7 protein-coding genes are annotated in these 7,660 nt (G+C 40.0%); 6 read left to right on the top strand and 1 reads right to left on the bottom strand.

What is annotated here, in order from left to right; genetic code table 11:
- The 6 genes from ACRCJ0_RS07465 to ACRCJ0_RS07440 form a co-directional block, all read left to right on the top strand.
- Nucleotides 1-821, top strand: an 821-nt coding sequence (locus tag ACRCJ0_RS07465) for a helicase-related protein (RefSeq protein WP_431390066.1), incomplete at its 5' end; no start/stop codon positions are given.
- Between the two features lie 96 nt (nt 822-917).
- Entirely contained in the window at nt 918-1,706 is a 789-nt protein-coding gene (locus ACRCJ0_RS07460) for a LysM peptidoglycan-binding domain-containing protein (protein WP_197558912.1), read from the top strand.
- Between the two features lie 24 nt (nt 1,707-1,730).
- Entirely contained in the window at nt 1,731-2,411 is a 681-nt protein-coding gene (cmk, locus tag ACRCJ0_RS07455; protein WP_026465334.1) for a (d)CMP kinase, read from the top strand.
- 176 nt (nt 2,412-2,587) lie between these two features.
- Nucleotides 2,588-3,874 (top strand): 30S ribosomal protein S1, encoded by a 1,287-nt coding sequence (gene rpsA / locus ACRCJ0_RS07450; RefSeq protein WP_016897593.1) that lies wholly within the window; start codon nt 2,588-2,590, stop codon nt 3,872-3,874.
- Nucleotides 3,875-3,970: 96 nt separating this feature from the next.
- Nucleotides 3,971-5,281 carry a ribosome biogenesis GTPase Der gene (gene der, locus ACRCJ0_RS07445; RefSeq protein WP_003143423.1) on the top strand — a complete coding sequence of 437 codons (1,311 nt, stop codon included), beginning with the start codon at nt 3,971-3,973 and terminating at the stop codon, nt 5,279-5,281.
- A gap of 163 nt (nt 5,282-5,444) precedes the next feature.
- Nucleotides 5,445-5,720, top strand: a complete 276-nt coding sequence (locus ACRCJ0_RS07440) for an HU family DNA-binding protein (RefSeq protein ID WP_016897591.1) — start codon at nt 5,445-5,447, stop codon at nt 5,718-5,720.
- A 260-nt stretch (nt 5,721-5,980) separates the two neighbouring features.
- Here the strand turns inward: ACRCJ0_RS07440 and ACRCJ0_RS07435 are convergent.
- The coding region (locus ACRCJ0_RS07435; protein ID WP_431390065.1) for a glucose PTS transporter subunit IIA at nt 5,981-7,660 on the bottom strand (1,680 nt) is incomplete at its 5' end.

The following is a 7,660-nucleotide window of genomic DNA, read 5'->3' as shown; positions in this document are numbered from 1 at the left end:
AATTGCAGGATTGGTTAGACCGGTTGCCTAAGCCAGGAATTGTTTATGTCCACCATAAAAGTGAACTCGAAGAACTCAACCAATGGATGAAAGATCATACAGATTTGCGGGTCGCTTCTTACCATGGGGATAGAAGTCTAGAGGATAGGCATATCATCCAAAGCCAGTTTCTACAAAATGAATTGGATGTTGTTTTTGCAACGTCTGCCTTTGGTATGGGAATTAACCATGGTCATATACGCTTTGTCTTGCATTATCATCTCCCTAAGAATATGGCAGACTTTATTCAAGAAGTCGGGCGGGCAGGACGAGATCAGGAACAATCAGTGTCAATTGTCTTATACGATCATCGCGAGGCAGCTAGACTGCAGCAAATGCGCCGGTTATTAGAAGACGAGGCAGACTTGTTGGATGATTTATTGGAACGGCTGTTTAAACAGGCCTTAACCCAAAGTGAAGTTGACCAATACGCAGATAGCATAAGTGCCATGTTGTACTTTTACCGCCATCATTTTACGGATCACCAAACAGCAAAAGTACATGCCCAAAAACTTCGTCAGGAACGGCTACGGCAGATCTACCAAATGTTAGATTTAATGGCTACTGACCAGTGTTACCGGACTTTCTTATTAGAACAAGCCGATGAACAGGTAGTGGATAGACCAGACTTATGTTGCAGTAATTGCCAACCTGACTACGTCAGTCAACCGATATGGCAAGACTTAATGGCCCGACCGAATCGAGTATCAGTCGAAAAAGACCAACATGATGACAATTTCAAGGGAATGTGGACCCAACGTTTGCAGCACTTATTATCTTGAAACTGGTCCATAAAGTTTTGTTAAATTGCCTAAAGAAATACTGACATAAAAAGGGGTTCATGGTACAATTCTTAGTGTTAAGAAAGGGGTATATGGATGAAATTCTGGGACAAGTTGACGAAAAAAAATCATGAAAATACAGAAGTAGAAACTGAACATGTTTCAGAACAAAACAGTTCAGCATCTTCTGACCAAACCCCCCCTACAAGTGATGACTTTCAGAATCAAGGGTTTGGCGAATTTGAGAATTTAAAAAATCAAAAGTATACGAGAACGGCCCGCAATAAGAAGAATAATCAAGATACGATATCGACAACATCTAAGGTAATTGCCTTCTTGCTATTTGTAATGATTGTTGTACCGTTCCTTTTGATTGCCTATGTGAATAATGAAGACAGGGTGCCTGAACCGGAATCAACTGAGCAAGTCATGATTTCTAAAACGCAAAATGTTGAATCAATTTCAAAAGCCAGTGAGTCAGCATCTATATCAGCTTCCGAATCTGTCTCTGAATCAATTGCTGCCTCAGAAAGCGCAGTTGCTGCTTCAGAATCAGAATCAGCTCGCCTAGCTTCTGAACAAGAATCTTCAAGTATTGCAGCCAGCGTAGCTGAGTCAAATGCAGCAGTAGCAGCGTCAGAAGCTGCAGCGCAAAGTGCCGCTGAATCAGCTTCAATTGCTGAATCACAAGCAGCCGCAGCCGAAGAAGAATCAGCTTCTTCTGAAAGTGCGTCTGAATCAACAGGCACTTATACTGTTCAGGCAGGGGATAACCTATATCGGATTGCAGTGAACAACGGTATGACCCTAGATGAATTACTTGAATTAAATGGTTTAACACAAAGTTCTAGCATAGGACCAGGAACCGTTTTACGTGTAAATTAATAGAATGAAAGAGTGGTGGACAGATTGTCTAAAGCAATTCAAGTCGCAATCGATGGACCAGCATCGTCTGGCAAGAGTACAATTGCCAAGAAAATTGCTAAAAAATTAGCCTATGTTTATTTAGATACAGGTGCCATGTACAGGGCAATTACATTACTAGCCTTAGATGGACACATTCCAGCTGAAGATGCTGACGCATTAAAAGCCTTAGCTGAAGCGAGTGAAATTACCTTTGAGCCAGGGGAAAATGGCCAGCGCGTCTTAGTTAACGGACAGGACCAGTCAGAGGCCATTCGTACAGACCGTATCTCAAAAGAAGTTTCTGCTTACTCAGCAGTTTCTGAAGTACGCCAGGTCCTAGTTGAAAAACAAAGAGCCTACACGCAAAATGGGCAAGGCGTTGTAATGGACGGCCGTGATATTGGGACAGTGGTATTGCCGGATGCTGAAGTGAAAATCTTCCTAACGGCATCTGCTGAAGAACGTGGGCGTCGTCGCTTTTTAGAAAATCAAGCCAAAGGTTATTCGGAAATGAATCTTGAAGACTTGATTGAAGATATTAAGCGTCGAGACTTGTATGATTCGACCCGAGAAGATAGTCCATTAGTACCTGCAGACGATGCGGTCATGTTAGATTCATCTGATTTAACACTTGAAGAAGTAGAAGATTCTATATTAGCTGAAATCCACCGTGTGATTGCATAATTTATATTGCAAAAAATACTATCAATCACAAAAAGAGGTAAAATTCAAGCGAATTCTACCTCTTTTTATTATCTTTGAGGAATAAATGTTGAATATAGTTTAAATAAGTGATATAATAATAATTGATCATTGGCTTAGTGCGAATGAGGTAGTACATTTAGGAGAGGATTTAGAGTATGTCAAACGAATTTGAACAAAATCAAAATAATGAAGAAATTCCATCAATGGAAGAGATTCTTGCAGAATCAGTAGAAGTAAAAATTGGTGATACAGTAACAGGTGAAGTATTATCAATCGACGATAACCAAGTAATTGTTGGTATCGAAGGCGCAGGTGTTGAAGGGGTTATTCCTTTCAAAGAATTATCTGCTCAACCAATTGACTCAATCGAAGAAGTTGCTAAAGTTGGCGACACTTTAGAGTTAGTTGTTATTAAACAAATCAAAGAAAAAGAAAATGGTTCATTCTTACTTTCTCGCCGTCGTATCGAAGCGAAAAAAGTATGGGCTGAATTAGAAGTTAAAGCTGAAAATGGTGAAATTATCACTGTTCCAGTTAAGAGCGTAGTTAAAGGTGGATTAGTTGTTGATGCGGGTGTACGTGGTTTCATCCCAGCTTCAATGGTTGAAGACTTTTTCGTTGACGATTTCTCTCCATACAAAGGCCAAGAATTAGAAGTTAAAATTGTTGAAATTGAACCTAGCGAAAATCGTTTAATCTTATCTCACAAAGAAATCGCTGCTGAAAAACGCATCGCTGAACGTGCAGAAAAATTAAACTCATTCCAAGAAGGCGATAAAGTAACAGGTACAGTAGCTCGCTTGGCTAACTTCGGTGCATTTATTGATTTAGGTGGTATCGATGGTTTAGTACACATCTCTCAAATCGCTCAAGCACACGTTAACCATCCTTCAGATGTATTAAGCGAAGGACAAGAGGTTGAAGTATTAGTTCTTTCAGTTGATGAAGAACGTGGACGTATTTCACTATCTATTAAAGCTTTACAACCAGGACCATGGGAAAACATTGAAGAAAAAGCGCCTAAAGGTGCTGAATTAGAAGGTACTGTACGTCGTTTAGTTGACTTCGGTGCATTTGTTGAAGTATTCCCAGGTGTTGAAGGTTTAGTACATATCTCTCAAATTTCTCACGACCACGTTGCTACACCAGGTGAGAAATTAACAGAAGGTCAAGCTATCCAAGTTAAAGTTTTAGACGTTGATGCTGAAAACGAACGTTTATCATTATCAATCAAAGCTTTAGAAGAAGCACCAGAAGCTGATGCATCTGCACAATCTGCTGCTCCTCGCGAAGAAAAACGTCAAAACAAACCTCGTAAACAAAACAACAACCGTCGTAACAATGCTGCTAATGCATCATCTGACGATGAATCAGGTTTCACTTTCGGTGACTTATTAGGTGACCAATTGAAAAACTTCGATTTCGGGGACGATAACGAATAATTTTATTAATAAACCATAAGTTTGGTTTGATGGTAGGTTGGGGAAACTCACCTACCTTTTTTATTTCAATGTTTGCTATTGAAAGGAGGCAAAACGATGTCTAATTTAACAATTGCCATTGTCGGCCGTCCAAACGTAGGAAAATCTACCATTTTTAACCGCGTTGTTGGAGACCGAATTTCAATTGTCCAAGATGAACCTGGCGTTACCCGTGATAGAATTTATGCACAGGGTGAATGGTTAGGAAAACAACTAAATGTAATTGATACTGGTGGTATCGAATTTAACGACCAAGATTTCATGACACAAATTCGCTTGCAAGCTGAAATTGCCATGGAAGAAGCAGATGTTATCATCATGATGACTAATGTCCGTGAAGGTGTGACAAAGACAGACTCTCAAATCGCCAGCATGTTACGCAAGACAGATAAACCTGTTGTACTGGCTGTAAATAAGGTGGATAACCCTGAACAAAGAGCGGAAATTTATGATTTTTATTCATTAGGTTTAGGCGATCCATACCCAATTTCTGGATCTCACGGTTTAGGTATCGGGGACATACTAGAAGAAGTATTCCACTTGGCACCAGACGATATTGAAAATGATGATGACGATGATACTATTTCATTCGCCTTAATTGGCCGTCCAAACGTAGGTAAATCTTCTTTGGTCAATGCAATTCTAGGTGAGAACCGTGTAATCGTATCGAATGTAGCGGGGACAACTCGTGACGCAATCGATACATCTTTCGAAGATGACGGACAAGTTTATAAAATCATTGATACAGCTGGTATCCGTAAACGTGGTAAAGTATACGAAGCAACTGAGAAGTATTCAGTAATGCGTGCCATGCGTGCAATTGAAAGAGCTCAAGTGTGTCTAGTTGTTTTAAATGCTGAAGAAGGTATCCGTGATCAAGATAAAACGATCGCTGGTTATGCCCATGAAGCAGGACGCGGGATTATTATTGTGGTAAACAAATGGGATACTCTTGAAAAAGACAACCATACCATGAAGAAATTCACTGATGACATTCGTCGTGACTTCCAGTTTATCGACTATGCACCGATCATTTTCGTATCTGCAGAAACCAAACAACGTTTAGTGCAATTACCAGAAATGATTGCCCACGTTCACGGTAACTTCAACCGTCGTGTTCAATCATCATTATTGAATGAGGTATTGGTTGATGCGATCCGTATAAACCCAGCACCATCTGACAAGGGTAGAAAATTACGTATTTACTACCTAACACAGGTCAAATCTGCACCGCCAACTTTTGTGGCATTTGTCAATGATGAAGAGCTAATGCACTTCTCATATGAGCGTTTTCTTTCAAATCAAATCAGAAAATCTTTCGATTTTTTAGGTACACCTATTCAAATCATCACAAGAAACAGAAAATAACAAAAAAAGGTTTAAAACACGCGTATTTTTAACCAAAAACGTTGTTATATAGCGGTTTGTATGGTATTCTATAAAAGGATTATCTGAGAGACATTTCGATTATCCCATATATTTATCTTTGAATAAATATATCCGAAAGAATTTCGGAGGAGGTGAAATTAGAATGGCAAATAAAGCAGAATTAGTACAAAACGTTGCAAATGCAGTAGGTGATTCTAAAAAAAGTGTAGCACCAGTTGTAGATGCAGTTTTCGAACAAATCGAAGCATTTTTAGCTGACGGTGAAAAAGTTCAATTAATCGGTTTTGGTAGCTTTGAAGTTCGTGACCGCGCAGCGCGTAAAGGTCGCAACCCTCAAACTGGCGATGAAATCGAAATCCCTGCAAGCAAAGTACCAGCTTTCAAACCTGGTAAAGCATTGAAAGATGCAGTTAAATAAGATTACAAAGAACGTCGTTGATGTCAGAGACATCAGCGGCTTTTTTATTTGCAGTATTTTGCCAAATACACCAAAAAAATTGCAGAAAAGTAGCAAAAATATGGGCTTCTATGATGGATGGTGTTAGTAGATGCTATAATGACTGGTCAGAATTGGTAACTATGATACTATCCATAATTAGCTTGGAAATCGCAAGATATGCACGAAAAAGGAGGCTAGACTATTGTCCAACCTCCTTATTTAATGTGTTATTGTCTAAACTATTTTACTTCGATAATTGCCGTTTTTTCATCGACTGAGCCGTCAGCGACTACTTCAACATTGTCATATTGATCGGCGTTTGTGATAATAACCATAACATCTGGATCATAACCAGCTTCTGTAATAACTGCTAAGTCAAAGCTTCCTAAAAGGTCACCTTTGTTTACTTGATCACCTTGTTTGACTTCACTTGTAAAGCCGTGACCGTTTAAATTCACAGTGTCGATACCAATATGGATTAAGACTTCTAAGCCTGATTCACTGGCTAAACCATAAGCGTGGCCCGTTTTAGAAGCAATCGTTAAACTACCTGAAATGGGTGCATATACATTACCACTTGCGTCAGGAACGATGGCTAATCCTGGTCCCATCATACCTTGAGAGAATACTGGATCGTTGACATTTTCTAGGGCTGTGACCTTACCAGCAAGTGGTGCAACAATTGTCTTATCATCGCTTGCTAGGCCAGTGCTCTCACCTGCTACAGTGTTTGTTTCTGAGGTAGGGGCTGTTTCTTCAGTTTCATGAGCAGCAACTACTTTTGCTTCTTTCTCTTTCTCAGCTTGGGTAGCTTTTGCCTCTTTTTTCGCAATAGATTTACCGTAAATGTATGTGGCTACGAATGCAACAACGATAGATACGGCGATGGCAAGCATAAATGTTGGTATAAAGCGAGGGATGATGGCAACGAAACCAATCACACCTGCAGGTCCTAATGACTGACTACGAACGTTAAAAATACCTAAAATGACTGAGGCGATACCTGAAGCGATTAACCCAATGAAGAATGGGTATTTCAATTTCAAGTTGACCCCGAACATGGCTGGTTCAGTAATCCCTAGCATGGCAGATAGAGATGATGATGTCGCTAAACCTTTAGTTTTTTCATTTTTAGTGATGAAGTATACGGCCAAGGTCGCTGCACCTTGAGCAACATTGGCTACTGATGCGATTGGGAAGATGAAGTTACCACCTGTAGTCGCAACATCTGCAATTAGGGCTGTTTCAATCGCTGGGAATGATTGGTGTAAGCCTGTTAATACAATTGCTGAGTAGAATAGACCAAATACACCATAACCAAATGCCCCTAGGTAAGAAATAGCTTCTACAATACCGTTCAGTAATAAATCAGATAGGGTACGTAGGACTGGTCCTACTACTGTAAAGGTAATCATCCCTGTTAAGATGATGGTTAACATCGGTGTGAAGGTAAAGTCGATGGCGTCTTTTAGATATTTATGGAAGAAGTTTTCCAATTTAGCTAGAATCCAAGCAACCCCAATAACAGGTAAAACTTGTCCTTGGTAACCAGCTTGGGCAATCTCTAAGCCAAAAATATTCCATACCGGCATTTCACCGGCTGCAGTCACATTGGCCACGTCGTAACCATTTACTAGTTGTGGCATAACCATGATTAACCCCATGGTGGCACCTAGATAAGGGTTACCGCCAAATCGTTTAGTAGCCGAGAAGGCAATTAAAACAGGTAGGAAGGCAAAGGCAGCAGAAGCGAACATGTTGATCATGTCAGCAAAATCTGCCCAGGCTGGGTACATAGCAACTAGGGCTTCAGGTCCAAATAAGTTTTCACTTGTTAGGACGTTGTTGACTGCCATAATCAAACCACCGGCAGTTAGGGCTGGAATTAATGGAACGAAAATATCTGATAATACCTTAAT

It is taken from the genome of Aerococcus sp. L_32, assembly GCF_050689315.1.
This window is presented reverse-complemented; position numbering and strand designations above follow the sequence as displayed.